This is a genomic window from Kitasatospora sp. NPDC023120 (assembly GCF_055560835.1).
Window position 1 is genome coordinate 105,737 of record NZ_JBVHHY010000010.1, and the last position, 25,004, is coordinate 130,740.

Here is a 25,004-nt window from a genome sequence, read left to right on the forward strand (position 1 = left end):
ACGGAAGATGCCGCCGGATCCGGACGCGACAACCGCAGGCCGCAGGCCCCGCGCGGAGCCCCGGGGACCGCCCGCACCCTCGCTGAAGTGCTCGGTCAACCTCTCGGTGGGCCTCGGGCCGCCCCCGGGTCACTCTGTCCCTGTCAGATCGTCGTGATACTAATCGTGCGCACGGCGGGTGCCGCCCCCATCAGGCGGACGGGCACGATGACGACAGCTCAACCGTTCTGGGGTGGTCCGGACGGCGACGGGGAGGGGAAGCGGATGGCGGCGAGGTTCGGCACGTCCCAGGGCGGGCGGAAGCTCCGGATCGGCAAGCGGGTCACGGGGACGGCGGCGGCCTTCGTCGCGCTGGCCGCGCTGACCGGCTCTCAGGTGACGGGGCTGGGCCTCGCGCCGAGCGCGGCCGCCGACACCGGGTCGAACGGCACCACCGCCGAGGACAGCGACGGCTACGGCACCGCCGGCTCCCCGTTCGGCACCCCCGCGCCCGGCACCGGGGTCCCGGCCGACGGCGGCGGCACCCTGCAGTTCCCGCAGCCGCCCGGCACGCTGCCCGGCGTGCCCGACGCCGGCCCGTTCGCGGCCACCGGGCCCGCGCTGCCCGCCACGGTGCTCGCCGCCTACCGCCAGGCCGAGGCCACGCTGGCTCTGCGCTCCCCCGGCTGCCACCTGCCCTGGCAACTGCTGGCCGCGATCGGCCAGGTCGAGTCCGGCCAGGCCAACGGCGGCCAGGTGGACGCCTCGGGCACGACCCTCACCCCGATCCTCGGCCCGGCCCTGGACGGCAACGGCTTCGCCGCGATAGCCGACACCGACGGCGGCCGCTTCGACGGCGACTCCCGCTGGGACCGCGCCGTCGGCCCGATGCAGTTCATCCCGTCCACCTGGGCCTCCTGGGGTGTGGACGCCAACGGCGACGGCAAGGCCGACCCGAACAACATCTTCGACGCCGCCGAGGCCGCCGGGCGCTACCTGTGCGCGGGGGGCCGCGATGTCTCCGACCCGGCGCAGCTCGACCGGGCGGTGCTCAGCTACAACAACTCGGGCGAGTACCTGCGGACCGTCCGCAACTGGATGGCGCACTACGGAAGCGGCACGGTGACCACCGTCCCGAACCTCCCGGGGTCCTCGCTCCCGTCCTCCTCGCTGCCCTCGCCGTACCTCCCGGGCGTCGGTCTCCCGACGGTCGGCGGCGGCACCACCGGCACCACCACCACGACGCCGGCTCCGGCGCCGAGCCCGACGCCGACCCCGCAGCCGACGACACCGGTGACGCCAGCCCCGAACCCCTCGCCGACCCCGCAGCCGACGACGTCCCCGAGCCCCACCACGACGCCCACGCCCACCGGTTCGCCCTCGCCGACCGGGACGCCCACCGGCACCCCGACCGCAACGCCCACGGGCACCCCGACCGGCACGCCCACGGCCTGCCCGGACCCGACGGCCACGGCCACCCCGACCGGCACGCCCACCGGCACCCCGACCGCAACGCCCACCCCGACGGGCTCCCCGTCCCCCACCGCCACGCCCACCGGTACCCCGACGGCGACGCCCACCGGCGCCCCCGGCTGCCCGACCCCCACCCCGACCGCCACAGGCACTCCGACCGCCACGGGCACCCCGACCGCGGGGCCCAGCACCACTCCCAGCGCCTCGCTCTCGCCCTCCGCGGCCCCGCGGCCGTGACCTGAGGAATCGACCCGGGGGAATGACCGGACGGGGGCGCGGTTCCGCACAGGGAACCGCGCCCCCGTCCGCATGGTCGAACGTCCGGCACCGGGGCAGTGCCGATGGCGCTCAGAGGTGCTTGACCAGCTCCGGCATCAGGTCCTGGAAGGTCCGCCCGCTGGCCGGCTGGCCGATCGCGGTCATCTGCCAACCGGTCGCCGTCCGCTGCACCTTGGCCATGATCTGCGCGGTGTACGGGCCGCCGCCGGTGAGCGTGTAGCGGGCCAGCTCGGCGCCGGTGGTCTCGTCCACGAGCCGGCAGAAGGCGGCCTCGACCTCCTGGAAGGTCTGCCCGGTGAAGGAGTTGACGGTGAAGAGGATCTGGTCGACCTCTTCCGACACCGTCGTCAGGTTGACCGTGATCGACTCGTCGTCGGTCGCGTCGCCCGCGCCGCCGACCAGGTTGTCCCCGCTGTGCCGCACCGAGCCGTCGTTGCTGGTGAGGTGCTGGAAGAACACCACGTCCACCGGCCGCCCCTGGGCGAACAGTACCGCCGAGGCGTCCAGGTCGATCTCCCGGCCGGCGGCGAGCAGCTTGGCGAGGAAGCCCTTGCGCTCCGCCGCCCTCCAGCCGAGGCCCATCCGCACCAGGCTCAGCTGCCCACCGCCCGGCTTCTCCAGACTGATCTTCTGCCCCTTGGCCAGCGAAACGCTCATCGCGCCCTCCTCGTTCTGACACCGCCGCGTGCCGCGAATCTATAGCACTGTAGAAAGTTTTCTGATCATCCGACGGCATCCCGGGAGCTCCCCTACCCCGCGCTCCCCCGTGCCTCACCCCGAGAACGGTCCGCACGCTGATGGAACCGGCCGACCACCCCGGCCAACTGCACGCTCCCCTACGCCCTCCCGGCCGGGGCCGGCGTCACGGCCGTCACCGTCGCCAGTCCGGACGGCACCGACCCGGCCCCCAAGCCCGTCCCGTACACCGTCACCGCCGGGACGGTCGGCGTGCCGCTGACCGTCGCCCAGTACGCGGTGGTGACGATCACCGTCGCCTAAAGCGCCCGGCGCGGGGAGCAGCACCGACGCGGGGAGCAACGCCGGAGCGGAAAGGCGGATCAGGCGTCGCCGTCCAGCAGGTGCTGCCGCACCTCCTGGAAGGTCCAGGCGCCGCCGGCCGGGCGGGAGAACACCCAGACCTGGTCGAACCGGTCCGGCCAGACGGCGGGCGCGCCGCTGCCGGTGGCGCCGAGCGCCTCGACGATCCGCGGGATCCGCGAGTGCTCCCAGCAGATCAGCACCGGCTGGGGCCCGGCGAGCACGGCGCCCGCCAGCGCGGACTCCTGCGACTCCGCGTACTGCGTGTCGACCGTCAGCCCGAGCTTGTCCGCCAGCGGGGTGACGGTCTGGCGCATCCGGTGCGCTCCGGCCAGCGGGCCGCGGTCGACGGCGGCGAAGATCCGCGCCGGGGTGCCGAGGCCGGGCGCGGGCGGTGGCACGAACAGGGCGGGCAGCGCCTTCGCACGGGCCCAGCCGCGCTCGGTGAGCGACTTGCCGTCCGGCTTGCCGTTCTCGTCCAGGCCCGGGTGGCTGCCGTCGGGCTTCTCGCCGTGCCGGATGACCATCACGAGGGCCTCGCCGCCCGGGTCGCTCGCCCGGGCGGCGGGCGCGGTCTTCTTCGACCCGCCGGAGGAGCAGCCCGCCATCACCAGCGGGGCGACGCCCGCCAGTCCGGTCAGCAGGGCCCGCCGGGTGGGCACGCGCCGGGCGGACCCGTGCCGCGTGGCCCGGCCCGTCATGCGGCGGCCCGTTCCAGCCGCACCAGCGCGTCCACCGCGACGCCGCCCGCGCCCCCGGTGCCTGATCCCCCGCCCTTGTGCCCGGGCTCGCCGCCGACCGTCCGGTGCACCCGCTCGGCGCGGACGGTGCGCAGCCCGGAGTCGGCGAGGTCGGCGAGCACGTCCTCCGGGGTGAAGAGCACCGCCGGGTCCTGCGGGCCGCCGACGCCCTCGGTGAGGTTGCTCAGGTCGTGTCCGACGACCAGCAGGGTGCCGCCGGGGGCGAGCGCGTCGGCGGCGCGGCGCAGCGCGGTCCGGCGGTCCTCGGCGGGGATCTGCAGGTAGGCGACCAGGACCAGGTCGTAGCCGGCAGCGGGGGCCGCAAAGGTGCGGGCGTCGCCGTGGCGCCAGGTGAGGCGGTCGGCGACGTCGTCGGGCAGGTCGGCGGTGAGGCGTTCGGCGCGTTCCAGGGCGACGGCGGAGAAGTCCACCCCGGTGACCTCCCAGCCCTGGGCGGCCAGCCAGATGGCGTTGCGGCCCTCACCGGCGGCCAGGTCGAGGGCGTGGCCGGGGGTGTGGCCGGTCAGTTCACGGACCACCCACTGGTTGGGCGCGGCACCCCACACCAGCTCGCTCGCCGCGTAGCGGTCGTCCCAGTCCTGGCTGTCCATCGCGCCTCCTCCGTTCGACTGTTCGTGCGTCGGTGTGTACGTCGGCCGTTCGTCGCTCGTGCGTCGGCCGTTCGACGGACCCGCCCGCACCGGTCAACCTACCGGGCCGCCGCGCCGCGGGCCCGGAACGGTCCAGCGGGCGGACACCCTTGCCGGCGAATATTGGTCCAGTCCAACGCCTACGCCGACTACCAGGCCGACTACAACTCCGGCACCAGCGTGGACGGCAGCGGCGACACCTGGGAGCAGCCGCGCAAGGGCAACGTCAACCAGCTGCGGCAGCTCAAGGCCAGGTACGCGAACCGGTGACACCCCGCAGGCCTTCCAGGCGCGCGGGGCCTACGCCAGGAGCAAGGGGCTGGGCGGCCTGTTCGCCTTCTCCCTGGAGAACGACGACGCGTCGAGCAGCATGCTCAACTCGATGGACGGCAGCCTTCGCTGACGTTCCGTCGGTTCCGTGGGAGACGGAGCGGCGGACGACCCGTTGCGGTCGTCCGCCGTTCCGATCCTTCCCGGACGTCCGAGCCGTCAGCGCGGCAGTCCAGGGCGTTCCCGCGCCTCAGTCCTTGAGGTTGAGCGAGGGGAAGAGGTCCTGGAACGGCTCGGTGGTCACCGAGACGCTGCGGGAGTACGGATTGTCGAAGTCCCAGATCATGAACAGCAGGAAGGCGATCAGCGCGCTGAAGCAGAGCGCCAGGACCAACTCCCTCGGCGTGCGCCGGATCTGCAGGGCGAACAGCATGCCGACGGTCACCACCGCACCGCCGATCAGCCCGAACCAGACGATGCCCGGCATCATCGGACCGGCGTTCTGACCGCGCGCGTTGCGGGCGTCGGAGGCCTGGCTGATCCGGTCCATGATCGGCTGGTAGGCCTGCGACTCCAGCTCGGAGGCCGGCGGGCGGGTGGCGACGTCCGTCTGCAGCTTCTGCAGCAACTGGTCGCCCTTCTCGGTGATGTCGCCGTTCTCCCGCATGTAGTCCCACTCGGTGTTCACCACGTACGTGACGTAGGCGTCCACGTCGGCCCGGACCTGGTCGCGGAACTCGACCGGGTAGACCACCGCCCGGTCGCTCACCTCGCGCAGCGACTGCGCCTCGCGGAACAGGTCGTCCTGGGCGGCGCCGCGTCCCTCCCAGACACCCGCGATGGCGAGACCGAGGACGATCGCGTAGACCACGCCGATCATCATCGTGATGTACTCGATGACGTCCGGGGTCTCGTCGGTGTTCTCCTCTGCGGTGACCCGGCGGTTCCTCAGCAGCACCACCGCCACCACGACGGCACAGGCCGACGCCATGGCAATGGTCAATGCCACCCACTCGGACATGGGAACTCCCTTCTCTGGCTTGGCTTGTGACGGAACGAAAACGAAGAGGTCTGAGGGGCGGCCCCGGGCCGGAGGCGCCCGGCGGCGCGGTCCAGCGGTCGGTCCCCGGGGCCGGACGGCGGGCGCGGAGCCCGCGGGTGGATCAGGACCGGCCCGAGCGGCCTCGGCCGCCACCGCGACCCGGGCGCAGGACCGCCGCCGCGAGCACACCGGGAACCATGATCAACAGGACCGTGGTGGTCATCGGGGTGCTCTGATGGCGCTGCGGCAGCGGCATCGGCTTCGCCACCGGGGCGTGGAACACCTGTCGCGGCGCAGGGTACGGCCACAGCGGGCTCGGGCGCTGCGGGATCGGCAGGGCGGCGCTCGGGGCCGCCGGGCTCGGGATCGCCGGGACGACAGGTGGGTCCGGCGCGGGAGCGGGGGGTGCGGGTGCCGGGACGGCCGGGACGGCCGGGACGGACGCCGGCGGAGGCGGCGGTTGAGGTGCGGGTGACGGAGGCACGGGCGACGCGGGCGGCGGGGTGGGGGCCGGCGTCGGCGCGGGGGTCGGTGTCTGCGTCGGAGTCGGCGTGGGGGTAGGTGTCGGAGTCGGCGTCGGCGTGCGCGTAGGCGTAGGCGTGGGAGTCGGCGTCGGGGTGGGCGTGTGGGTCACCGTGGGCGACGCGTCCGGGCTCGGGCACGGGTACGGGTGGTGGTGATGCCAGCCGTGCCCGCCGTGCTCGTCCTCCGGCCGGCGGGGCTCCGGCCGGAGCCCCGCCGAGGCCGTGGGCGCCACCGGCGCCGGGGTGGCCCGGGGAGTGCGGCACGGGTGGTGGTGATGGTGGTGCCCTGGCGTGGGCTTGTGGCCGTGGTGCCCCGGGTCGGCGTTCGGGGCGACGCTGACCCCGACCTGGACGTCGACTCCCACCCCTACGTCCACACCGCCGCCCGGCCGCACCGACACCGACACGTCCGTTCCGGTGCAGACACAGGTGTCCACCACCGGACCGTGCGGGTGTCCGCCGGCGTGCTCGGCCCCGGAGGCGGTCGCACCGGTGACCAGTGCGCACATCGCGACCACGCCGACTGCCGCACCGATCAGCCGCGCCCGTCGCCCGGCGGCAGCCGTCCCACCGTCGTGCAGCGGTATCCGTCGTAACTGCCGACACTGGGACATGGGGCTCCACACACCTCTCGGGTCGTCTGCGAAGAACGGAACAGAACGGGCAGGACGCAACAGGGGGATCGATCGAGCACGTCCGGACGTGGCCGAACGTGATGGCGGACGGCCCGCCTCCGGGAGGCGGGCCGTCCGTCGTCAGGTCAAACGATCTTCGAGCCGGCCGGTTACGGCCCGCGCCCGCTGTTCCGCGCGCTCAGTGGCGGCGGTGCGCGATCTCCACGTTCTCCAGCACGCCGACCGCGTCCGGCACCAGGATCGCGGCCGAGTAGTAGGCGCTGACCAGGTACGAGATGATCGCCTTCTCGTCGATCCCCATGAAGCGGACCGAGAGCCCGGGCTGGTACTCGTCCGGGATGCCGGTCTGGTGCAGGCCGATCACACCCTGGTTGTCCTCACCGGTACGGATCACGAGGATCGAGCTCGTGTTCTCCTTGGTGATCGGGATCTTGTTGCACGGCAGGATCGGCACCCCGCGCCAGGCCGGCACCTGCTGCCCGCCGAGGTCGACGTGGGTGGGGTACAGGCCCCGCGCGTTGAACTCCCGGCCGATCGCGGCGATGGTCCGCGGATGGGCCAGCAGGTAGTCGGGGTCGCGGCGGCGGTTGAGCAGCTCGTCCAGGTCGTCCGGGGTGGGCGGGCCGGAGTGGGTCTGGATCCGCTGGTCGAAGTCGGCGTTGTTGAGCAGGCCGAACTCCGGGTTGTTGACGATCTCGTGCTCCTGGCGCTCGCGCAGGGCCTCGATGGTCAACCGGAGCTGGTGCTCGGTCTGGTTCATCGGCTTGTTGTACAGGTCCGCGACGCGGGTGTGGATCTTGAGGACCGTCTGCGCGACGCTCAGCTCGTACTCACGCGGCTTGAGCTCGTAGTCCACGAAGGCGCCGGGGAGCTCGTACTCGCCGTGGTGGCCGGCCGACATGGCGATCTCGGCCTCGCCGCGCTCGTTCTGGGCCTGCAGCGGCAGGGCCAGGAAGCCCTGCAGGTGCTCCTGCAGGGTCGGCGCGTTGTCCCGGATGGCCGCGAAGTCCGCCCGGGAAAGGGTGAGGGCGACACCGGAGGTGGCGGTCTTGGCGGTGAAGTCCCAGGCGGCGTCCGGGTTCAGCAGCGCGTCGTCGCCGAAGCGGTCGCCGTCCGCGGCCACGCCGATCTCGGTCTCGTCGCCGTACTTGCCGGTGCCCACCAGGTTGACCCTGCCGTGGGCGATCAGGAAGATCCGGTCGGCGGCCTCGCCCTGGGTGGTGAGCACCTCGCCGGGGCCGAAGTCCCGCTGCTGGCAGCGGTCGGCCAGTGCGGTGAGCACCTCCTCGTCCTCGTAGCCGCGCAGCAGGGCCAACTCGCCCAGCTCCTCCGGGATCACCCGGACCTGGGAGCCGGTCTTGATGAACTCCACCACGCCGTTGCCGACGGAGTAGGTGAGACGGCGGTTGACCCGGTAGGCGCCACCGGCGGCCTGCACCCAGGGGAGCACCTTGAGCAGCCAGCGGGAGGTGATCTCCTGCATCTGCGGTGCGGACTTGGTCGTGGTGGCAAGGTTGCGGGCAGCGGCCGTCGCAAGGCTCTGCTGCTTGACCTGCTCTGTCTCCGGGCTCGTGTCCACGGGCATCGGCAGGGTCTCCATTCCTGTGGTCGAATCACGCGGCCAGGGCCATCGGAGCGCCCTGGCGCATGTCATGACGGATCATCAGATCCGCAGTTCGGTGGGGGCGTTGGCGAAGTATCGCGATGCGGTCGCCAACACGCGGCGACCCATCCGGAACCCTAGATCACCAGAACCCGACCAAGCCCGCACGGACGCTGTGTACCCCCCGATAGGGTGAATCTCGCACCGTCCGCCCCCACCGCGCCGCAGACCGTAGGAACATCCGTTCGCGACCGCCACCCCTGTGCCGCCAACGGCTTGCCCGCTCCGCCGGGACCCGGCCGGACAGCCCGGCGGCCACCGCTCGGCGTCAACCCGGCACACCGACGGGGTGGTTCGGCCGGGGGCACCCGGTGGCGCGTCCGGTTGACGCGCGAGCCATCGGCCCCGGCCCGGCGGAGCGCGCCCGCGACCCGATCCGTCACCCGCCCTCGACCTGCCCTCCACAACGCGAACGGCCCCGCCGGGTGCCGGCACGGGGGAGCCGGCACCCGACGGGGAACGGGGGTGCTCAGTGGGGGGGACTCGCGGACGGGTCAGGCGCAGGCGACCTGGGTGCCGGGGACGCCGACGATGCCCGAGTTGCTGCTCAGCCCCGCGTTGTACTCGTAGTACAGGTAGGAGTAGAAGTCGATCCGGGTGGTGTCGCCGCAGGCCGAGTCGGGGGCGATGGCGTAGGTCACCGTGAAGGTGCTGCTGGCACCGGGAGCGAGCGGCACGTTGTACCGGGCGATGCCGCCGTTGACGTTGTCGCTGCAGCCGTTGGTCTGGGTGCCGCAGGCCGCCGCGGTGAACTTGAGGCCGGTCTGCAGGCTGGTCTCGTAGGTTTCCTGGACGCTCTGGTAGACGAACTGGATCGGTGTGTCGTACGGATTGGTGAGCGTGAGTGTGAGCGTGAACTCGCCGCCCCGGACGGTCGTCTGCTTGTCGGAGACGGCCGTGAGCGGCAGTGGGGAGTCGGCCCGGGCGGGAGCGGCGGAGAGGAGCAGACCGACGACGAGGGCCGGGCACGCGACGAGCGCGGCGCGGATCGGATGTGTTCTGCGCATGACCATGGAGCGTAGGCGGCGCCACCGCTTCCGTTGCCCTCCTCGGCCCGGTCCGGTACCGACGCAGGAGCGGTGGGCGGACGCCGCGTACCGGCCGGTCGCGTTCCGGCCCCGCCGGATCGCCCGGGGCCTATGCTTCGCCGCTCCCCCGGTCCGACCGCCCTGCCGTCGCCACTCCGGGCCTTCGCCGTCCCGCTACTTCCCCTCCACCCCGACCGCCCCTCGCGTTCAGGCCCACCGCCCCGGCGTTCAGGCCGACGGCGGCAGGATGTCGCAGAGCGCCTCGACGGCCGCCGGATAGGCGTGGTCGGGCGGCGTGGCGTAGCCGACCACCAGGCCCTCGACGGCGGGCATGGCCTCCGGGGTGATCGCCGGGTGCCGGTAGTCGGCGAGGCCGTCGACGGCCAGGCCCCGGTAGGCGGCGGCCTTGAGCACCGAGCGCTCGGTGCCCGGTTCCAGCCGCAGGACGGCGTGCAGGCCGGCCGCGATGCCGGAGACCCGGATGTGGGGGGCGTGCGCCGCCAGCGCGGCCACCAGGTGGTCGCGGCGGTCGCGGTAGCGGCGGCGCATCCGGCGCACGTGCCGGTCGTAGCCGCCCGAGTCGATGAACTCGGCGAGGGTCAGCTGGTCCAAGGCGCTGGCCCAGCCCTCGCGCTCGCCCTTGGCGGCGAGCACCCGGTCGACCAGGTGGTCCGGCAGCACCATCCAGCCGAGGCGCAGCGCGGGGGTGAGGCTCTTGCTGGCACTGCCGAGGTAGACCACCCGCTCGGGGTCGAGCCCCTGGAGGGCGCCGACCGGCTGGCGGTCGTAGCGGAACTCGCCGTCGTAGTCGTCCTCCAGGACCAGCCCGCCGCGGCCGCGCGCCCAGTCGACCACGGCGGCGCGGCGGCCCGGGTGCAGCGGGCCGCCGGTCGGGAACTGGTGGGCTGGGGTGAGCAGTGCGGTACGGACGTCCGCGTGGTGCGCCAACTCGTCGACGAGGGCTCCCTGTCCGTCGATCGGCAGGGGCACGGCGGCGACCCCGGCGGCGGCCAGCAGCCCGCGGTGGAAGCCCAGTCCGTAGGCCTCGACGGCCAACGGTCCGTTCTCGGCGGGCGGTAGGACGGGGCGCGCGCCGTCGAAGAGCAGCCGCAGCGCGTGGGCGAAGCCGGAGCAGACCACGATCCGGTCCGGGTCGGTGCGCACCCCCCGGGCGCGGGCCAGGTAGTCGGCGAGAGCGGTGCGCAGCTCGCGCCGGCCCCGTGGATCGCCGGGTCCGAAGGCCTCGTTGGGGGCGGCGGTGAGGGCCCGGCGGGCGGCGGCCAGCCAGGCGGTGCGGGGAAAGGAGGCGGCGTCGGGCTGGCCCTGGCGCAGGTCGTGCCGGGGTCCGGGCGGGGGCGAGGGCCGACGGGCCCGGGCGGGCGGGACGGGTTCGGCGCGTTCGGCGACGGTGGTGCCGGAACCCTGCCGGGCGGTGAGCCAGCCCTCGGCGACGAGTTCGGCGTAGGCCTCGGCGGCGGTGTTGCGGGCCAGGCCGAGGTCGGTGGCGAGTGTGCGATACGGCGGCAGCCGGGTGCCGGGCGCCAGGCGGCCGCTACGGATCGCCTCGCGCAGGGCCGTCATCAGCGCGGCACGTCGGCCTCCGGTGGCGGGAAGGTCGAGATGCAGGTCGCTGCCGGTCGGGTGGGCGGGCTCGGAGGGGTGCGTGCCCCGCGTGTCCGTCATGTTCACGCACCCTACCCGCCGCCCCGCCCCCGCCCCGCGGGCGGTCGGCCCGCTGCACCGGCCGCTCCTTACAAGAACTAGGGAACGACGGTCACCGGCCAGCGGCCCGCCTTCACCAGCCGGACCGCCACCGATCCGATCACCTTGTGACCGGCCTGCTCGGAGACGCCGACCACCACGGCGTCGGCGCGCAGCTCGTCGGCGAGCTTGGCCAGGCCGCCGTACGGGTCGCCGCGCATGGTCAGGAAGCGCCAGTCCACCTTCCACACCTCGCGCACCCGCTGCTCGGCCTCGCGCAGGGCGGCCAGCAGTTCCTCGGCGATCTCCTGGGTGGTCTCCTCCACCGCGGCCCCGGCCAGGGCGGTCGCGGCGCCGAGGATCGGCTGGACGTACGCCACCGCGAGCACGGCGCCCTGCCGACGGGCCAGGCCCGCGGCGTAGGCGGTGGCGCGCCAGGAGGAGTCGGAGCCGTCCAGCCCCGCCAGGATCACCTTGGGTCCGTCGGTTCCCAGCTCGAAGCCGTGTGGGGCGACCGCGGCCTCGTGGTCCCCGGCCCCGGCCTCCGCTCCCGCGTCCGCACCCACACCCGCGCCCGTGGCTCCGGCTCCGGCTCCGGCTCCTTCTCCCGGGTCCGCCAGGCCCGCCGCGTCCGCTGCATCGCTCTCGTCACTCATGCGCCCGAGGCTATGCCCGGCACCGTCCGTGGGCGCCGCGGGCACTCCGGGTGAGCCCTGTGGTGCGGGCCACCCGGAGCGGCGGCGGGCCCGGCTGATTCGGCACCGGCGGCTGGCGGATGGTGACGCACTGTCGACGATGTGCGCGGCCTCACACGGGGTCCGGCGGATTCCGGTGTGGTCCGGAGCACTTCCGAAGGCAATTTGATCTTGGAAAGGGTGGCAAATCGGGCGAAATCACCTCGATTCCTTGATCATTACTTCCGGTAACAGGCCGCTGACGTGCCTAAACCTTCGAATCCTTGAATCGGCCCGCGCCGCCCCCGTAACTTCGAACCCGTTGCACCGAGCGATCCGCTCCGGACGGGCCTCACCGCCCCCGAGCAGGACACGGTGCCGGACCACGCGAGCGACGTGTCCCCGAAACCGACGGCCTTCCGAGGGCCTGGTTCCGCGTGCTCGCAACCCCCTCCGAAAGGAAATCCATGACCTTCCGTAACGAGACCGCCGCTGCCACCACCACTGCCACCCCGAAGCGCCGCAACCGCGTCCGGATGGCTCTGATGGCCGGGGCGCTCACCGCGCTTCCGGTGGCCGGCCTCGTCACGGCCACCAGCGCCTCCGCCGCGCCGGCCTCCGTCTGGGACAAGGTCGCCGCCTGCGAGGCCACCGGCAACTGGGCCATCAACTCCGGCAACGGCTTCTACGGCGGTCTGCAGTTCACCTCCAGCACCTGGGCGGCCTTCGGCGGCACCTCCTTCGCCCCGCGCGCCGACCTGGCCACCAAGGACCAGCAGATCTCCGTCGGCGAGAAGGTCCTCGCGGCCCAGGGCCCGGGCGCCTGGCCGGTCTGCTCCGTCAAGGCCGGTCTGACGAAGTAAGACCCCCGGCGCTGCCGCCGCACCCGCTACCGGGTGCGGCGGCAGCGTCGTACCACGACGCGTGACGCACGGTCGGCGATCAGGCGGGCCGGGGCGGGAGCGGCAGCGGGAGGCCGGGCAGGCCGTCGATGCTGGTGGCGACGAGCGGCTTGCGCTCGCAGTAGGCACCGAACTCCTCCTCGTCCTTGCGGTCGAAGTACTGGGCGTGCAGGTCGCGGTCCGCGCGGTAGTCCATGAACGGCACCGCGTACCCGCAGGAGTCGCTGACCCGCTCGGCCGTGACCAGCACGATCGCCCGCAGGCCCGACCCGTCGACGGCCGGGTCGAAGTGGCCGAGCAGCTCGGCGAATCGCGGGTCGTCACGGAAGACCGGCTCGCCCCGGCCGTGCACCCGCACCACGGTCGGCGGGCCCTCGAAGGAGCACCACATCAGGGTGATCCGGCCGTTCTCCCGCAGGTGGGCCACGGTCTCCGCCTGCGAGCCGCCGAAGTCCAGGTAGGCGAGGGTGAGTTCGTCGATCACCGCGAGGGTGCCGGAGCGGCCCTTGGGCGAGAGGTTGACGTGCCCGTCGGCGGCCAGCGGGGCCGTCGCGACGAAGTAGACCGGCTGGCGTTCGATGAACGCGCGCAGTCGGCCGTCGATGGATTCGTACTGCTTTCCCATGGGCGCGATTGTGCCCGCATCCCGGCCGGCGAGAACGAGAAAACCGCTCCCCGGGACGGGCCTCGGGAGGAGACCGGCCCTAGGATAGCCCGTGCACATGTCACCAGCCCGGCCGAGCACGGGAGTTGAGATGGCCCGGAGCACCCTCGCGACGACCGCGCCCGGGATGGTCCTCGGCACACCCGCCCCACCGCTGCGCCGGTACGTGCTCGGCTACCGCGGCTACCGGATGGACCTGCGACAGCCGCGCCGCCGACTGGAAGTGCCGACCGACGTGGTCACGGTGGCGCTCGCCTTCGAGGGCACGATGCGCCTCACCGACGCCGTCTCCCCCGCGCCCGCCGCCTCCTTCGGGTCGGTCGCGGCCGGGCTGCGCCGCACCGCGACGATCGCCGAACACTCCGGCGTCCTGCACGGGTTGGCCGTCTCGCTCACCCCGCAGGGCGCGTTCCGGGCGTTCGGCCCGCCGGCCGGAGACCTCGGCGGGCAGTGGGCCGAACCCGGGGACGTCCTCGGCCCCCGGCTGCGGGCGCTGACCGACCGGCTGGCCGACACTCCGAGCTGGCCGGCCCGGTTCGCCATGCTCGACGGGTACTTCGCCGCGCTGTTCGCGTACGGCCCAGACTGGGAGCCGTCCGTCCGCTGGGCCTGGCACCAACTGCGGCGCTCACACGGGCGGGCACCGATCCACTCGCTGGTCGAGGGCACCGGGTGGAGCCGCCGCCGACTGGAGCTGCGCTTCCGCGAGCACCTCGGGCTGGCTCCCAAGCAGGCCGCCGGGATCCTCCGGCTCCAGCACACCCTCGGTGTCCTGGCCGCCCGCGCGGACCACCCGACCGGCGCCGACCTCGCCGCGCTCTGCGGCTACTACGACCAGTCCCACCTCGACCGGAGCTTCCGCGGCATGGTCGGCTGCTCGCCGCGCGAATTCCTGGCCACCCGCGGCGCCGCCGCCCTGCCCGATCCGACCGACCGGGTGGCGGGCCGGGTGACCAGCGCCGTCCTCGACGCGGGCGCCGCGTAGCGCCGGGCGCGGCGCGCAGCACGGACGCAGCCCGCTTGCGCATTCGTACAAGACGCACGGCGGCCCCGTCCGGCACCCTCGGAGTGCCCGGCCGGTTACGGGGGGCCGGCCGGTCACGGGGTAGGGGGCGGACGGGGCCGGGGCTCGGGCTCGGAAGCCGGCCGAGCCCGGTCAGCGCTTCATGTAGACGCTGTCCATGAAGTCGATGATCTGCTGGTCCGTCAGCCGCTGGCCGTCGCGGTGGCCCATCGCCAGGTCGGCCTCGCTGATCATGCCGACCAGCCGCTCCCCGTCGATCACGGGGATGCGCCGGATCTGGTGCTGCTCCATCTTGCGCAGCACCTCGTCCATGCTGTCGTCGGCGCGGACGCAGTGCAGGTGGCCGGACAGGTCCATGGCCGTCATCGTGTTCGGGTCCTTGCCCTCCGCGATACATCGCAGCACGATGTCGCGGTCGGTGATGATGCCCTTCAGCTTCTGGTCGTCGCCGCAGATCGGCAGCGCGCCCACGTTCTTGTCGCGCATCATCCGCGAGGCCTCGGCCAGCGTCTGGTGGGCGCCGATGCACTGGGCGCCGGTGTGCATGATGTCTCGGGCAGTGGTCACGGAGACTCCTTCGTCGGTGGTTCCCCCCGACTCCCCCCGGACGGTGCTCCCCCACGCGCCCGATCCGGGCACGAGCGGGGTGACCGCGCCCTCACCATAAGCAACACCGCGCCCGTCCGCGACCGCGCCGGGGAACCGCCCGGGACCGCGCGGGACCGCCGATACTGGCAGGGTGACCACGGACACCGCCGCGCACCCCGGAGGAACCGTCGACGAGGCCGTCCGGGCTCGGCCCGCGACCGCGCTGCGCCCGTACGTGGCCTGGTACTCCGGCTACCGGCAGCGCGGACTCGCCCCTGCCGTGCACCGCGGGCTGCCCTCCCCCTACCTGACCTTCATCCTCACCCTCGACGAGCCGCTGGTGATCGCCGGGCACCCCGATCCGGCGCAGCCGCCCGGCAGCTACCCGACCCTGCTCGGCGGCCTGCACACCACCCCCGCGCTGATCACCCACGAGGGCGCGCAGTCCGGGGTGCAGATCGCCGTGCACCCGCTCGCCGCCCGGGCGCTGTTCGGGCTGCCCGCCGGGGAGTTGGCCGGGATCGACCTGCCCGCCGACGCGGTGCTCGGGCGCCTGGGCCCGCTCCTGCAGGAACGGCTGCAGGCCGCGCACGGCTGGGCGGAGCGCTTCGTCGCGCTGGACGAGGCACTGCTGCGGGCCACCCGGCCGTCCGGGCGGGTGCCGCCGGAGGTCGGCTGGGCCTGGCGGGCGCTGCGGCGCAGCGGGGGCGCGCTGCCCGTGGCAGAACTGGCCCGGGAGACCGGCTGGAGCGCCCGGCACCTGCAGGACCGGTTCCGCCGGGAGACCGGGCTGACGCCGAAGGCCGCCGCCCGGGTGATGCGCTTCGACCGGGCCCGGCACCTGCTCGCCTCCGCCGATCCGTCGCTCCGGCTGGCGGAACTGGCCGTGCGCTGCGGGTACTTCGACCAGGCGCACCTGGCCCGCGAGTTCCGCGCGCTGGCGGGAGCGGCACCGAGTGCCTGGCTGGCGGCGGAGGGCGCGGAGACGGCGAAGTTCCGAAACGTCCAAGGCGGGGCGGGTGGGGTGGTCGCAGAGTGGGAGGCGTAGCGGAACCCCGCACCCGCCCGACACTCCCGATGTTCCCGACACTCCCGACGCTCGCGCCACCCGGTTGCCGCCGAGCCGACCCCGAGGAGAGAACCATGGCCGCCACCGGATCCCCCGCCCCGCAGGTCTGGCCCGTCCTGCGCGCCACCGACGCCCGTGCCCTGATCCGCTTCCTGGTCGAGGCCTTCGGCTTCCAGGAGGTCGTCGCCTACGGTGAGGGCGATTTCGTCGCCCACGCCGAACTGGCCTGGCCCGAGGGCGGCGGAGTGATGCTCGGCTCCGACCGCGAGGAGCCCGAGGGCACCGACCCGTGCGTGAGCAAGCCGGGCGGCTTCAGCGCGTACGTGGTGACCGCCGACCCGGACGCGGTGCACGCCCGCGCGGCGGCCGCCGGCGCCCGGATCACCACCGCGCTGCACGGGACGGACTACGGCTCACGGGACTTCGCCGCCGCCGACCCGGAGGGCAACCGCTGGTCCTTCGGCACCTACCCCGGCGCACCCCGGTCCGCCGCGGGATGAACCCCGGCCCCCGCAGCGGTGGCCCCCGGAGCAGTGGCTGCCGGGCCGGGGCAGACTGACTGCGGGGGCCACCCATCGGAGCCTTCGGAGACGGACCGTGCCGCAGATGACGGTGGACGGGCGCACCCTCGCGCTCTCCCACCTCGACAAGGTGTACTACCCGCGCACCGGCACCCTCAAGGGCGAGGTGCTGCGCTACTACGCCGCCGTCCACACCGCGCTGCTCCCCCACCTGCGCGACCGCCCGGTCTCCTTCCTGCGCTGCCCGGACGGCGTCGAGGCGGAGGTCTTCGTCGCCAAGAACCCGCCCCCGGGCACCCCGGACTGGGTGCGCACCGTCGACGTCCCGAGCAGCACCGGCGAGCTGCGGCAGGTGGTGCTGGAGGACGGCGCGGCGCTGCTCGCCGTCGCCAACCTGGGCTGCCTGGAACTGCACGTCCCGCAGTGGCACGCGGTCGCGCCCGCCCTCGCCGACCGGCTGGTCCTGGACCTCGACCCCGGCGAGGGCGCGGACGTCCTCACCTGCCGGGAGGTGGCGCTGCTGCTGCGCGAACGCCTCGCGGCGGACGGCCTCACCGCCTGGGTGAAGACCTCCGGCTCCAAGGGCCTGCACCTGCTCGTCCCGATCGAGCCCACGCCCAGCAGCAAGGTCTCCGGCTACGCCAAGGCGCTGGCCGCCGCCCTGGAGACCGAGCACCCGGAGCTGGCGGTGCACACCATGGCCAAGGCCCGGCGCCGGGGACGGGTGCTGGTCGACTGGTCCCAGAACAACGCCAAGAAGACCACCGCCGCGCCGTACACCCTGCGGGCCCGGTCGCTGCCCACCGTCTCCACCCCGCTGTCCTGGGCCGAGCTGGAGCGGGCGGGCGGTGAACGGGAGCTGACCTTCACCCTCGCCGACGTCCCCGACCGGCTGGCCGCCGACGGCGACCTGTTCGCCCCGTTGCTGGACCCGGAGCAGGCCCGGCCGCTGCCCTCCGCCCCCTCGGCGGCGCCGCAGCGGCAAACGCAGCGGCACGCGCGACCGCAACGCGCCGAGGTGCTCCAGCCGCCCGTCGAGGTGATGCGCCCCGCCGCCGTCACCGCCCTGCCGCTCGCCGACGGCCTCGGCGGTGGCGGCGTGCAGTACGAGCTGAAGCTGGACGGCTTCCGCTGCGTCGCCTTCGCCCGCGGCGACCGTCCGCCGGTCCTGCAGTCCCGCTCCGGCCGCGACCTCGCCCCCGAGTTCCCGCCGATCGCCGCCGCCGTCGCCCGGCTGCCCGAAGGGCTGGTCCTGGACGCCGAACTGGTCGCCTGGCGCGGCGGCCGCTTCGCCTTCGGCGAGCTGCTGCGCACCCGCCAGGCCCGCGCCGCCGCCCCGGACGTCGCGCTCGGACTGATCGCCTTCGACCTGCTGGCGCTGCCCGGGCGCGATGTGCGCCGGCTCCCGCTCACCGACCGCCGCCGCCTGCTGCTCGCCGCCCTCGCCGACGTCCCGCCGCCGATCCAGCCGGTCATGGCCACCACCGACCGGACGGAGGCGCTGGAGTGGATGGCACAGCTCGCCGACACCGGGGTGGAGGGCCTGGTCTGCAAGGCCGCCGCCTCCCCCTACCGCCCGCGCGGCGCCGGGCACGCCTGGGTCAAGTACCGCCGCAGCGACACCCTCGACGCCACCGTCCGCGCCGTCACCGGCCCGGCCTCCCGGCCCCACGCGCTGATCCTCGAACTCGAGGACGGCCGCGTCTTCCTGACGACGCCCCGGCTCACCCCGGTCCAGTCCCGCGAGGTCGCCGAGGTCGTCCGCCCGCTCCTCGGCCCGCCCGCCACCGACCCCGACCACGGCCCGGTCCACCCCCTGACCGCACCGCTGCGCGCCGAACTCACCCTCACCGGACGCCCGCCCACCGCCACCTTCGTCCGCCTCCGCGGCGACTGACCCCGCCGGCGCGACGTCCGATCGCGCTCCGAGGCCGACCGGCGCCGCTCCCGTCGGGCTACTTCGGCCGCTTCGCCGTCGCGTGGGCGAACTCCGTCACGCACGCCTCCTCGAAGAGCGGCAGGTCGCCGGGTTTGCGGCTGGTGACCAGGAGGCCGGGGCCGTCGTGGCAGACGTGCACCGCCTCGTCCACCCAGTGGGCGCCCGCGTTGACCAGGTCGGTGCGCAGGCTGGGCCAGGAGGTGAGGGTGCGGCCGCGGACGGCGTCGGCCTCGATGAGGGTCCAGGCGGCGTGGCAGATCGCCGCGACCGGGCGGCCGGAGGCGCAGCAGGCATGGACGAAGGCCACCGCCGGGCGGTCCAGCCGCAGGTGGTCGGGGTTGGCGACGCCGCCGGGGAGCACCAGGCCGTCGTAGTCGGCCGGGTCGGCCCCGGCGACCAGGGCGTCCACGGCGAAGGTGTCGCCCGGGGCGCGGTGCCGGACGGCCTGCACCCGTCCCTCGGCGGTGGACAGCAGGCGCGGGGTGCCGCCGGACTCGGCGACCGCCTGCCAGGGGGAGGTCAGCTCGGCCTGCTCGACGCCGTACGGCGCGACCAGGAAGGCGATCGTCCGGCCGGTGAGCGTGGTGGACGGCCAGCCCATGGGATCGGCCGCTCAGCGCGGATGGGGGGAGGTGAGGTCGACCGCGGCGGGCGGGGCGGAGCTCAGCTTGGCCCGCGGGCAGTCGAGATGGACGGCGCGCACCAAGTGGTCGACCCGGGCGACCAGTCCGACCGGGACGAGCACCCGGGTGCCCGGCACCCAGGGCTCGGCGTCGACCAGCAGGTGGTCCCCGGTGTCCTGCTCGACCCGGCCGACCGGGCCGTCGGTGGCCCGCACCTCGTACCCGACCAGCCCGAGGTCGGCGGCGGGGTGGGAGCCCGGGCGGTGCTCCCAGAGATCAGTACTCATCGCTTCGCTCGCTCATCGGTTCACGCCTCCGGACGGTCCCAGGGCCGCCGTTCGCGGTGCTCCTCCGGTTCGACTGCCTCGGCGCGGCCCGCCCGGGAGGCGCTGCGGCGGCGCAGCAGCTCCGAGGTGGCGACCGCGGCGGCCACGGTGGCCGCCCAGACCACTCCGAGCGCGGCCAGCACGGCCGTGGTCGGAGTCCGCACGCCCACGCTGAGGCAGATCGCCGTCATCAGCAGCGCGGTCAGCACCACCCCCGCCGTGACCCGGCGCCCAACGGCGCGGAGCACGCCCCGGACCCGGCTGGGCCGCTTGGCGCCCATCGTGCTCAGCTTCCGGTCGAGCCGTGTGTCCTGGCGCAGATCGGACTCGATCTCCTCGAGGAGCCGCCGCTCCCATCCACTCAAAGCGGGTCCGTCCATCTCGGTCACCTCCGACACTCCGGTGACTAGCTCGCACCGGGTCGGTTGCCCGGTACGGGCCGGCGCTAACCGTTCCGGGCACCGCCCGTTCCCGCGCCGACGGGTCCGAAGGCCCGGGGGCGGGCGAGCAGGCTGTCGTCCAGAACGCGCAGCAGGGCGGCGGCATCGCGGTGGACCTCGGCCGCACCCGCCGTCCGCAGCTCCGGACCGGCGTCCCCGCCGGCCTCCAGGGCGACGCACGGCACCCCGATCCGCCGCGCCGCCCGTACCTCGCGCACGCTGCCGGCGACGGCCACGGCGTGCGAGGGCACGCCGTCCACCAGCTCCAGCCCGGCCCGCACCGGGTCGCCCCCGGGGTCGGCCACGGTCAGGGCCGGGGCCCCGGCGGGCCCTGGCCCGGTCAGCACGACCGTCCAGCCCCGGGCGGCGCACTCGCGAAGCAGCTCGGCACTGCCGGGCAGCGCGGGCCGCCAGTCGGTACCGAAGAGAGCCGCCGAGATCACCGTCATGGCCACCGCTTCCGTTCGCAGGCCACGCACCGTACGCGCCCTTCCAGGTTAGGCCGCTCCCCCGTCCGGCGCGCTGCCTGCCGGCGGTGACTTCCGGGCGGGGGCGGTGGGCACACCCGCGTTGGCGAGGACCTCCTGCGCCGGCAGCGCGACGCTCGCGGCGGCGGTGAGACCGGTGGCCGCCAGGTGGGCGTCCGCGATGCGCAGCCCGGCCGCGTACCCGGCGAAGTCGGGCAGCCCCACCGGTTCGGTGCCCATGAGCCGAGCGGTCGCGTCGCCGTAGACGTACGGGGGCAGGTTCGGCATCCCGGCCACGTCGATCCCGGCGGTGACCTTCCCGTAGGCCCGCTCCAGTTCGGCGCCGGTCAGCGTGGTCGACCACGGGCCCAGGGCCCCCTCGCCGGCCAGTTCCCGGACGAAGGCCTCGGCCAGTCCTTCGGCGACCACCTGCTCGCCGACGGTGACGGTCATCGGGTTCCAGGTCACGTTGGCGTAGCGCACGTTGTGGTGGAGTTCGTGGGCCGCCGCATGGCCGATCTTGGCCAGGGCGGTCTCGGTGGGCCACATCGTCAGCTGGATCGCGCCGGGGAAGCCGCCCATGCCGAAGTAGCCGGCGTTGCGGACGGTCAGGTGCTCGTCGTCGGGGTCGCCGAGCACCACGACGACGTGCACGGTGTCGGCGTGCGCGATGCCGGGCACCGCGCCGTCGATCCGCTCCCACGCGGCGGCGAGCGACTCCTCGACCCGCTGCCAGACCCCGGCCTCCCGCATCCGCCGCACGGCGGGGCGGTACCGGTCGTCCTCGCGGTCGAGCCGGAACCCGCTGCCCATCCGGTGCATCGCGGCCGGGTCGGCCCCGCCCAGCACCTTCGCCAGCACGCCCTCCAGCGGGCGGTACAACTCCCTCAGGGCGTCGGGCCGGTCCTCCGCCGGACGCCGGAACAGATCGAGCATCGCGCTCGCCGTGTCGTGCACAACGATCTTCATGACACGGGACGCTAGGTCCTCCCGTTACGTGAGGGTCAACGCGTGGGGTCGAGGCGTGGGGGTCAAGGCGTGGGGGGTCAAGGCGTGTCGCCCCGGCGGACCGCGCCTACGTGGGGAGGCGCGCAGCGTCCCGGCCCGGCCGGGACGGTCGCCTCGCATTGCCGCCCGCACCGGTGTCACTTGACGGATCCGGCCATCGCTCCCTGGATGAAGAACCGCTGGAAGCAGAGGAACACGACCACGGGGACCAGCAGGGACAGGAACGCGCCGGGCGCGAGGATGTCCATGTTGCTGCCGAACTGCCGCATCTGGGACTGCAGGTAGACGGTCAGCGGCTGCGAGTCGTTGCCGGCGAAGATCAGCGCGACCAGCATGTCGTTCCAGACCCAGAGGAACTGGAAGATGCACAGCGAGGCGACGGCCGGCGCGGCGAGCGGCAGGGCGAGGGTGCGGAAGATCCGCCACTCGCCGCAGCCGTCCATCCGCGCCGCCTCCAGGAGTTCGGCGGGGATCTCCAGGAAGTGGTTGCGCATCAGGAACACGGCGAACGGCAGCCCGTAGCCGACGTGGAACAGCACGACGCCTGGGATGGTGCCGAACAGCCCGACGGCACCCTCGAGTTTGGCGACCGGGATGAGCCCGACCTGGACCGGGACGACCAGCAGCCCGACCACGCCGAGGAAGACGGCGTCCCTGCCCGGGAAGCGCATCCAGGCGAACGCGTAGCCGGCGCCCGCGGCGAGGGCGACGGTCAGCAGGGTCGCCGGGACGCTGATGAGCACGGTGTTCCACAGCGCCTCGGGGACGTCGCCGCCGCCCAGCAGCGCGGTGTAGTTCTGCAGGGTGAGCTGGGCGGGCTCGGTCAGTGCCGTCCACCAGCCGCCGGTGGCGGCGACCTGCTTGGGCCGCAGCGAGGAGACCAGCAGGCCGACGGTGGGCACCAGCCAGGCGACGGCGGCCACGATCAGCACGGCCTGGACGAGGCCGCTTCGGGTGAGGGCGGCGAGCCGGGTCGTGAGCGGCTCGGCGGGCCGGCCGGCGGGCACCGGCGCGGTGGTGGTCGGGACGGTGGTGCTCGGCGCGGACGGGGCCGTCTGGGGGGTGGTCATGCGCGGCTCCCTCGGAAGCGTCGGACGTTGAGAAGCATCACCGGGACGACGAGGAGGAGCAGCAGGACGCTGAGTGCGCTGCCGAGGCCCTGGTCGTTGCCGCCGCCGAAGGAGACCAGGTAGAGCCGGAGCGCGAGCACGCTCGCGTCCTGCTGCACCGGTCCGGGCGCGATGATGTAGACGAGGTCGAAGATCTTCATCACGTTGATGACCATGGTGATGAACACGACGCCGAGGACCGGGGCGAGTTGGGGCACGGTGATGCGGCGGAAGATCTGCCATTCGCCGGCGCCGTCGATCCTGGCCGCCTCGATGGTCTCGCGGGGCAGGTTGGCGAGGCCCCCGGCGATGATGACCATGGCGAAGCCGGCCCAGATCCAGATGTAGGCGCCGATGATGGCGGGGGTGATGAAGGCCGGGCCGAGCCAGTCGACGCCGCGGTAGGGGGCGGTGAAGTTCGCGGCCGGCAGGACCACCGAGGTGGTGGCGGACGGCTCCGCGCCGAACCGGAAGGTTCCGTCGTCGGCCGTGGTCGTGGTGGCCACCGTCCGTCCGCCGTCCCGGAGTTGGACGGTGACGCCGGGCAGGCCCTTCTTCCCGGCGTCCAGCCGGCCGGGCCGGCCGCCGCCGCCGGGGACGAAGTCCAGGAACACCGTGCCGCCGACCCCGCCGCTGCCGGCCGGCTCCTGGGCCGTCCGGGCGGTGGCCGGGAGCGCGCCGGGCTGCACGCCGACCAGCGGCAGCAGTACGACGCGCGTGGGGGTCGGCGCCGTGACGTCGCCGCCCTGGCCCTGGTCGACGCCGCCGCCGGGGCGCGGGTGGGCACCCGGGTAGGTCGGCCGGTCGTTGAAGGTGTCGTGGACGGCGACCGCGGCGGCGTTGAGGACGCCGCGCTGCGGGTCCGCGTCGTACACCGTGCGGAAGATGATCCCGGCGGCGAGGAAGGAGATCGCCATCGGCATGAAGACGAGCAGCTTGAACGCGGTGGCCCAGCGGATCTTCTCGGTGAGCACCGCGAACACCAGGCCGACCGCGGTCACCAGGGCCGGGGCGACGGCGACCCAGATCGCGTTGTTGCGCACGGCGGTGAGGGTGGCGTGGTCGGTGAAGGCGGTGCCGTAGTTGTCGAGTCCGACGAAGCGGTGGCCGGAGGCGTCGAAGAGGCTGCGCGCCACCGAGTAGCCGATGGGGTAGACGACGAGAGCACCGAGCAGCAGCAGGGCGGGCAGGACGAAGAGCAGGGCGAGGCCCCGGTGGCGCCGGAGGGCGCCACCGGATGCCCGGCCGCTGCGGGGTGAGCGCAGAGACATCGTGGATCAGCCCTTGTAGGCCTTGGCCGCGTCGGCTTCGAGCTTGGCCGCGGCGCCCTGGACGTCGGAGGGGTCGGCGAGGAAGTCCTGGAGGTCCTTCCACTCGCCCTGGCCCGCGGTGCCGCCGAACGCGGCGGGGGCCTGGTCCGACATGTCGAAGCGGAAGGTGTCGCCGGCGTCGATCACCGACTTGGCGAACTGCCGGGTGGTGTCGTCGGGGTAGACGGACGGGTCGACGGACTTGTTGGGCGAGATGAAGCCGCCGGCCTTGGCCCAGACGGTCGCGGCCTCGGGTCCGGCCAGGAACTCGACGAACTTCTGCGCGGCCTCGGGGTGCTTGGCACCCTTGAGGACGACCGCCGCGTCGCCCGCGCCCATCACCGGGGCCTTGCCGCCGTCCACGGCGGGGAAGGGGAACACCTTGGCGTCGGTGCCGACCTGCTTCTTCAGCTCGGAGGCGATGACACCGCCCACGAAGTCGCCCTCGTGGGTCATGGCGGCCTTGGGCTGGGCCCCGAAGACCTGCTGGACGGAGGTCGGGAAGTCGGTCTGCAGGGCGCCCTGCCCGCCGCCGGCGACGAGTTGCTTGTCGCCGAAGACCTTGCCGAGGGTGGTGAGGGCCTTGATGACGGACGGGTCGGTCCACGGGATCTCGTGCCGGGTGAGCTTGTCGTAGAGCTCCGGCCCGGCCTGGGAGAGGTAGACGTTCTCGAACCAGTCGGTGAGGGTCCAGCCGGCCTGGGCGCCGACCGAGAAGGCCGGAGTACCGGAGTCGGAGAGCGTGCGGCCGGCCTTCAGCAGGTCGTCGAAGGTGGCCGGGGGCTGGACTCCGGCGTTCTGGAAGGCGGTGGGGCTGTACCAGACGGTCGACTTGTCGGCGGCCTTGAAGTAGAGGCCGTACTGGGCGCCGTCGACGGTGCCGAGGCTGGACCAGATGCCGGCGTAGTTCTTCTTCGCGGCGTCGGTGACGGCGGGCGGGAGCGGCGCCAGCCAGCCCTTCTCGGCGAACTGCTTGATCACGCCGGGCTGCGCGACCATGACCACGTCCATCGGGTCGCCGCCCTCGATCTTGCTGCCGACCACGGTGGAGAGGTTGTCACCGGTGGAGGTGTAGCTGACGGTGGCGCCGGTCTTGGCGGTGAAGGCGTCCAGCACCTTCTTGAAGTTCTCCTGCTCGGTCCCGCTCCACACGGCGGCGACGGTCAGGGTCTGTCCCTTGAGTTCCTGGGTGGCGGAGTCGGCGGCGGTGCCGCCTCCCCCGCTACCGCAGGCGGTTGCGGTGGCGGCCAGCACGACGGAGGCGGCCAGGGTGGGGAGGGCGCTACGGAGTCTCATCGTCGAGTCTTCTTCCGTGAGG

General features: G+C 73.9%; 25 protein-coding genes and 2 pseudogenes. 8 read left to right on the forward strand and 19 right to left on the reverse strand.

The window, feature by feature from the left end; all coding sequences use genetic code 11:
• Window positions 1–207 precede the first annotated feature (207 nt).
• Window positions 208–1,689 (forward strand): lytic transglycosylase domain-containing protein, encoded by a 1,482-nt coding sequence (locus tag ACZ3TI_RS16685; RefSeq protein ID WP_465726941.1) that lies wholly within the window; start codon window positions 208–210, stop codon window positions 1,687–1,689.
• 111 nt (window positions 1,690–1,800) lie between these two features.
• On the opposite strand, the gene ACZ3TI_RS16690 is transcribed toward ACZ3TI_RS16685, so the two are convergent.
• From ACZ3TI_RS16690 to ACZ3TI_RS16705, 4 genes are all read right to left on the reverse strand, one after another.
• Window positions 1,801–2,388 (reverse strand): TerD family protein, encoded by a 588-nt coding sequence (locus tag ACZ3TI_RS16690; protein WP_465726942.1) that lies wholly within the window; start codon window positions 2,386–2,388, stop codon window positions 1,801–1,803.
• A gap of 179 nt (window positions 2,389–2,567) precedes the next feature.
• Window positions 2,568–2,720: a hypothetical protein gene (locus ACZ3TI_RS16695; protein WP_465726943.1), complete on the reverse strand. Its 153-nt coding sequence runs from the start codon at window positions 2,718–2,720 to the stop codon at window positions 2,568–2,570.
• A 69-nt stretch (window positions 2,721–2,789) separates the two neighbouring features.
• Complete coding sequence (locus ACZ3TI_RS16700) at window positions 2,790–3,431, reverse strand: hypothetical protein (protein ID WP_465726944.1); 642 nt, start codon at window positions 3,429–3,431, stop codon at window positions 2,790–2,792.
• Between the two features lie 35 nt (window positions 3,432–3,466).
• On the reverse strand, window positions 3,467–4,120 hold the full coding sequence (locus tag ACZ3TI_RS16705) for a class I SAM-dependent methyltransferase (RefSeq protein WP_465726945.1): 654 nt from the start codon (window positions 4,118–4,120) through the stop codon (window positions 3,467–3,469).
• Between the two features lie 162 nt (window positions 4,121–4,282).
• Between ACZ3TI_RS16705 and ACZ3TI_RS16710 the strand changes: the two genes are divergently transcribed.
• Entirely contained in the window at window positions 4,283–4,429 is a 147-nt protein-coding gene (locus ACZ3TI_RS16710) for a hypothetical protein (protein ID WP_465726946.1), read from the forward strand.
• 250 nt (window positions 4,430–4,679) lie between these two features.
• On the opposite strand, the gene ACZ3TI_RS16715 is transcribed toward ACZ3TI_RS16710, so the two are convergent.
• From ACZ3TI_RS16715 to ACZ3TI_RS16735, 5 genes are all read right to left on the reverse strand, one after another.
• The gene (locus ACZ3TI_RS16715) at window positions 4,680–5,450 is read right to left on the reverse strand and encodes a bestrophin-like domain (protein ID WP_465726947.1); all 771 of its coding nucleotides are present in this window, start codon (window positions 5,448–5,450) and stop codon (window positions 4,680–4,682) included.
• 1,358 nt (window positions 5,451–6,808) lie between these two features.
• Window positions 6,809–8,215 carry a family 2B encapsulin nanocompartment shell protein gene (locus ACZ3TI_RS16720; RefSeq protein ID WP_465726948.1) on the reverse strand — a complete coding sequence of 469 codons (1,407 nt, stop codon included), beginning with the start codon at window positions 8,213–8,215 and terminating at the stop codon, window positions 6,809–6,811.
• A gap of 572 nt (window positions 8,216–8,787) precedes the next feature.
• On the reverse strand, window positions 8,788–9,300 hold the full coding sequence (locus ACZ3TI_RS16725; protein ID WP_465726949.1) for a hypothetical protein: 513 nt from the start codon (window positions 9,298–9,300) through the stop codon (window positions 8,788–8,790).
• A gap of 249 nt (window positions 9,301–9,549) precedes the next feature.
• Window positions 9,550–11,004 (reverse strand): MocR-like pyridoxine biosynthesis transcription factor PdxR, encoded by a 1,455-nt coding sequence (gene pdxR / locus ACZ3TI_RS16730; protein ID WP_465726950.1) that lies wholly within the window; start codon window positions 11,002–11,004, stop codon window positions 9,550–9,552.
• A 77-nt stretch (window positions 11,005–11,081) separates the two neighbouring features.
• Window positions 11,082–11,678 carry a universal stress protein gene (locus ACZ3TI_RS16735; protein WP_465726951.1) on the reverse strand — a complete coding sequence of 199 codons (597 nt, stop codon included), beginning with the start codon at window positions 11,676–11,678 and terminating at the stop codon, window positions 11,082–11,084.
• A 554-nt stretch (window positions 11,679–12,232) separates the two neighbouring features.
• On the opposite strand from ACZ3TI_RS16735, the pseudogene ACZ3TI_RS16740 reads away from it, so the two are divergent.
• A pseudogene (locus tag ACZ3TI_RS16740) lies at window positions 12,233–12,556 on the forward strand (transglycosylase family protein); the annotation flags it as partial.
• Window positions 12,557–12,638: 82 nt separating this feature from the next.
• Here ACZ3TI_RS16740 and ACZ3TI_RS16745 read toward each other — a convergent pair.
• Window positions 12,639–13,223 (reverse strand): pyridoxamine 5'-phosphate oxidase family protein, encoded by a 585-nt coding sequence (locus ACZ3TI_RS16745; RefSeq protein ID WP_465726952.1) that lies wholly within the window; start codon window positions 13,221–13,223, stop codon window positions 12,639–12,641.
• A 130-nt stretch (window positions 13,224–13,353) separates the two neighbouring features.
• Here ACZ3TI_RS16745 and ACZ3TI_RS16750 point away from each other — a divergent pair, with 130 nt between their 5' ends.
• Complete coding sequence (locus tag ACZ3TI_RS16750; protein ID WP_465726953.1) at window positions 13,354–14,247, forward strand: helix-turn-helix domain-containing protein; 894 nt, start codon at window positions 13,354–13,356, stop codon at window positions 14,245–14,247.
• Between the two features lie 171 nt (window positions 14,248–14,418).
• On the opposite strand, the gene ACZ3TI_RS16755 is transcribed toward ACZ3TI_RS16750, so the two are convergent.
• Window positions 14,419–14,853, reverse strand: coding sequence for a CBS domain-containing protein (locus ACZ3TI_RS16755; protein ID WP_465726954.1), 435 nt, complete (start codon window positions 14,851–14,853; stop codon window positions 14,419–14,421).
• 172 nt (window positions 14,854–15,025) lie between these two features.
• Between ACZ3TI_RS16755 and ACZ3TI_RS16760 the strand changes: the two genes are divergently transcribed.
• The 4 genes and pseudogenes from ACZ3TI_RS16760 (at window position 15,026) to ACZ3TI_RS16775 (ending at window position 18,361) form a co-directional block, all read left to right on the forward strand.
• Window positions 15,026–15,922: a helix-turn-helix domain-containing protein gene (locus tag ACZ3TI_RS16760; protein ID WP_465726955.1), complete on the forward strand. Its 897-nt coding sequence runs from the start codon at window positions 15,026–15,028 to the stop codon at window positions 15,920–15,922.
• Window positions 15,923–16,017: 95 nt separating this feature from the next.
• A complete protein-coding gene (locus ACZ3TI_RS16765) occupies window positions 16,018–16,443 on the forward strand; it encodes a VOC family protein (RefSeq protein WP_465726956.1) in 426 nt (141 codons plus the stop codon).
• A gap of 106 nt (window positions 16,444–16,549) precedes the next feature.
• Window positions 16,550–17,419: pseudogene (ligD, locus tag ACZ3TI_RS16770) on the forward strand (non-homologous end-joining DNA ligase); the annotation flags it as partial.
• 87 nt (window positions 17,420–17,506) lie between these two features.
• Entirely contained in the window at window positions 17,507–18,361 is an 855-nt protein-coding gene (locus ACZ3TI_RS16775; protein ID WP_465727091.1) for an ATP-dependent DNA ligase, read from the forward strand.
• Window positions 18,362–18,419: 58 nt separating this feature from the next.
• Here ACZ3TI_RS16775 and ACZ3TI_RS16780 read toward each other — a convergent pair whose 3' ends face one another.
• The 8 genes from ACZ3TI_RS16780 to ACZ3TI_RS16815 all read right to left on the reverse strand — a co-directional run bounded on the left by ACZ3TI_RS16780 (window position 18,420) and on the right by ACZ3TI_RS16815 (window position 24,982).
• A complete protein-coding gene (locus tag ACZ3TI_RS16780; RefSeq protein ID WP_465726957.1) occupies window positions 18,420–19,004 on the reverse strand; it encodes a type 1 glutamine amidotransferase domain-containing protein in 585 nt (194 codons plus the stop codon).
• A 12-nt stretch (window positions 19,005–19,016) separates the two neighbouring features.
• Window positions 19,017–19,313: a PRC-barrel domain containing protein gene (locus ACZ3TI_RS16785; protein ID WP_465726958.1), complete on the reverse strand. Its 297-nt coding sequence runs from the start codon at window positions 19,311–19,313 to the stop codon at window positions 19,017–19,019.
• 20 nt (window positions 19,314–19,333) lie between these two features.
• Window positions 19,334–19,732, reverse strand: a complete 399-nt coding sequence (locus ACZ3TI_RS16790; RefSeq protein WP_465726959.1) for a hypothetical protein — start codon at window positions 19,730–19,732, stop codon at window positions 19,334–19,336.
• A 65-nt stretch (window positions 19,733–19,797) separates the two neighbouring features.
• Entirely contained in the window at window positions 19,798–20,241 is a 444-nt protein-coding gene (locus ACZ3TI_RS16795) for an HAD family hydrolase (protein ID WP_465726960.1), read from the reverse strand.
• Between the two features lie 48 nt (window positions 20,242–20,289).
• On the reverse strand, window positions 20,290–21,228 hold the full coding sequence (locus ACZ3TI_RS16800) for a DUF2268 domain-containing putative Zn-dependent protease (RefSeq protein WP_465726961.1): 939 nt from the start codon (window positions 21,226–21,228) through the stop codon (window positions 20,290–20,292).
• 176 nt (window positions 21,229–21,404) lie between these two features.
• A complete protein-coding gene (locus ACZ3TI_RS16805) occupies window positions 21,405–22,337 on the reverse strand; it encodes a carbohydrate ABC transporter permease (RefSeq protein WP_465726962.1) in 933 nt (310 codons plus the stop codon).
• A complete protein-coding gene (locus tag ACZ3TI_RS16810; RefSeq protein ID WP_465726963.1) occupies window positions 22,334–23,647 on the reverse strand; it encodes a carbohydrate ABC transporter permease in 1,314 nt (437 codons plus the stop codon). The genes ACZ3TI_RS16805 and ACZ3TI_RS16810 overlap by 4 nt, the downstream gene beginning before the upstream one ends.
• 6 nt (window positions 23,648–23,653) lie before the next feature.
• The gene (locus ACZ3TI_RS16815) at window positions 23,654–24,982 is read right to left on the reverse strand and encodes an ABC transporter substrate-binding protein (protein WP_465726964.1); all 1,329 of its coding nucleotides are present in this window, start codon (window positions 24,980–24,982) and stop codon (window positions 23,654–23,656) included.
• Window positions 24,983–25,004: the final 22 nt, after the last annotated feature.

Bases quoted from the DNA above. Each gene is read 5' to 3' on its own strand.
- ACZ3TI_RS16685 (WP_465726941.1), top strand. From the start codon at position 208: ATGACGACAGCTCAACCGTTCTGGGGTGGTCCGGACGGCGACGGGGAG.
- ACZ3TI_RS16690 (WP_465726942.1), bottom strand. From the start codon at position 2,388: ATGAGCGTTTCGCTGGCCAAGGGGCAGAAGATCAGTCTGGAGAAGCCG.
- ACZ3TI_RS16705 (WP_465726945.1), bottom strand. From the start codon at position 4,120: ATGGACAGCCAGGACTGGGACGACCGCTACGCGGCGAGCGAGCTGGTG.
- ACZ3TI_RS16715 (WP_465726947.1), bottom strand. From the start codon at position 5,450: ATGTCCGAGTGGGTGGCATTGACCATTGCCATGGCGTCGGCCTGTGCC.
- ACZ3TI_RS16720 (WP_465726948.1), bottom strand. From the start codon at position 8,215: ATGCCCGTGGACACGAGCCCGGAGACAGAGCAGGTCAAGCAGCAGAGC.
- ACZ3TI_RS16725 (WP_465726949.1), bottom strand. From the start codon at position 9,300: ATGCGCAGAACACATCCGATCCGCGCCGCGCTCGTCGCGTGCCCGGCC.
- pdxR (WP_465726950.1), bottom strand. From the start codon at position 11,004: ATGACGGACACGCGGGGCACGCACCCCTCCGAGCCCGCCCACCCGACC.
- ACZ3TI_RS16735 (WP_465726951.1), bottom strand. From the start codon at position 11,678: ATGAGTGACGAGAGCGATGCAGCGGACGCGGCGGGCCTGGCGGACCCG.
- ACZ3TI_RS16745 (WP_465726952.1), bottom strand. From the start codon at position 13,223: ATGGGAAAGCAGTACGAATCCATCGACGGCCGACTGCGCGCGTTCATC.
- ACZ3TI_RS16750 (WP_465726953.1), top strand. From the start codon at position 13,354: ATGGCCCGGAGCACCCTCGCGACGACCGCGCCCGGGATGGTCCTCGGC.
- ACZ3TI_RS16765 (WP_465726956.1), top strand. From the start codon at position 16,018: ATGGCCGCCACCGGATCCCCCGCCCCGCAGGTCTGGCCCGTCCTGCGC.
- ACZ3TI_RS16775 (WP_465727091.1), top strand. From the start codon at position 17,507: ATGCGCCCCGCCGCCGTCACCGCCCTGCCGCTCGCCGACGGCCTCGGC.
- ACZ3TI_RS16780 (WP_465726957.1), bottom strand. From the start codon at position 19,004: ATGGGCTGGCCGTCCACCACGCTCACCGGCCGGACGATCGCCTTCCTG.
- ACZ3TI_RS16785 (WP_465726958.1), bottom strand. From the start codon at position 19,313: ATGAGTACTGATCTCTGGGAGCACCGCCCGGGCTCCCACCCCGCCGCC.
- ACZ3TI_RS16790 (WP_465726959.1), bottom strand. From the start codon at position 19,732: ATGGACGGACCCGCTTTGAGTGGATGGGAGCGGCGGCTCCTCGAGGAG.
- ACZ3TI_RS16795 (WP_465726960.1), bottom strand. From the start codon at position 20,241: ATGACGGTGATCTCGGCGGCTCTCTTCGGTACCGACTGGCGGCCCGCG.
- ACZ3TI_RS16800 (WP_465726961.1), bottom strand. From the start codon at position 21,228: ATGAAGATCGTTGTGCACGACACGGCGAGCGCGATGCTCGATCTGTTC.
- ACZ3TI_RS16805 (WP_465726962.1), bottom strand. From the start codon at position 22,337: ATGACCACCCCCCAGACGGCCCCGTCCGCGCCGAGCACCACCGTCCCG.
- ACZ3TI_RS16810 (WP_465726963.1), bottom strand. From the start codon at position 23,647: ATGTCTCTGCGCTCACCCCGCAGCGGCCGGGCATCCGGTGGCGCCCTC.
- ACZ3TI_RS16815 (WP_465726964.1), bottom strand. From the start codon at position 24,982: ATGAGACTCCGTAGCGCCCTCCCCACCCTGGCCGCCTCCGTCGTGCTG.